This is a genomic window from Bathymodiolus platifrons methanotrophic gill symbiont (genome assembly GCF_002189065.1).
In the GTDB taxonomy this organism is placed as follows: Bacteria; Pseudomonadota; Gammaproteobacteria; order Methylococcales; family Methylomonadaceae; genus Methyloprofundus.
Genome location: NZ_BDMN01000269.1, coordinates 1 through 1,174 on the forward strand (window position 1 = coordinate 1; position 1,174 = coordinate 1,174).

Consider the following 1,174-nt stretch of genomic DNA (forward strand, 5'->3'; position numbering starts at 1 on the left):
ATCAAGATCTTTACGATCCACCACAAAAAATACTTTATCAATAAAATCCAACTCAGTCGCTAAACGTGCCGCTTTAAAGCTGGTTAAGGTTTTACCTGAGCCGGTGGTATGCCAGATATAGCCGCCACTATCAGGCGTACTCCACTTTTTCGCTTGATATGCGCTGTTTATTTTCCAAAGAATTCGTTCGGTCGCAGCAATTTGATAAGGGCGCATCGCTAACAAGGTATCGTTCACATCAAACACAGAATAATATTGGTGAAGGTATTGATTTTAACTCCGAAACTTTAGTTACACAGAATTAGGCAGTAATAACTTTTTTTAAAGTTCTCTAATAAGGTCAGCATAGGGTGATCTGAGACCTTGATATTGTTAATGCTTAGCTTGTAATATTTAATTAAAATATCTGTATTATTATCATTTGTGAATGCTTTCTTATATTCTCCATTGACATCAAATATAAGTATTCTTGATCCTGTAGCCGAGTGTTTTTCTTTTTTATAAATTTCTTGAATAATATAAGAAATGATATTTGATTTATCTCTCCCTGAATTTCCTAGAGCCGCTGAATTAATGTCAAAAAAACTATCTATACTCACATCTATTGGGTAATTAATAATATCTTTACTTGCGCCTAAAGAAAATGAGTTATAAATTTGTTTCTCGTCTACTTGCCCTAGATCATTAGTATTTTTCTCTACAATAAGTCGTATATCGTTAAAATTTACAATGCTTACATCAGCATATAGACCGTCAATAACACCTACACTAAGCTCAAATCTGTTATCTTTACTGATAGTGCCAATTGCTTTAATTAATAGCTCTCGGCTGCTTTCTATGCCAAATGATAATTTATCCTGATGTAGGTCAGAGTCAAAGATAGACACAACTTCACATAAAATAATTTCTCCGGCTGCACTGGTTATTTTAAGGTAGCTCCCAATGTTGCCAAAATAATAAATATTGCCATATACATTGACTGAATTACCTATAATATCTGGGGATATTTTTACCTTAATATAGCTATAATTTATACTGATTATTTGTAACTACTCAGCGGAGCTGAGTAGTCCAATGAAATTATAAAGCAAATTCAGGTAACTTTCCCTCAAAGACCAGGGTCATTGCCTGAGTTGCACTTAGACCTTGTTTACGGCACGTTGATAAATACCCT

General features: G+C 33.9%; 1 protein-coding gene and 1 pseudogene. Both read right to left on the reverse strand.

Features of this window, described 5'->3' with window-relative positions; all coding sequences use genetic code 11:
- Window positions 1-252, reverse strand: a pseudogene (locus CDZ78_RS14690) (DEAD/DEAH box helicase family protein); the annotation flags it as partial.
- A 35-nt stretch (window positions 253-287) separates the two neighbouring features.
- On the reverse strand, window positions 288-887 hold the full coding sequence (locus CDZ78_RS14695) for a helicase HerA domain-containing protein (RefSeq protein WP_244559264.1): 600 nt from the start codon (window positions 885-887) through the stop codon (window positions 288-290).
- Window positions 888-1,174 lie beyond the last annotated feature (287 nt).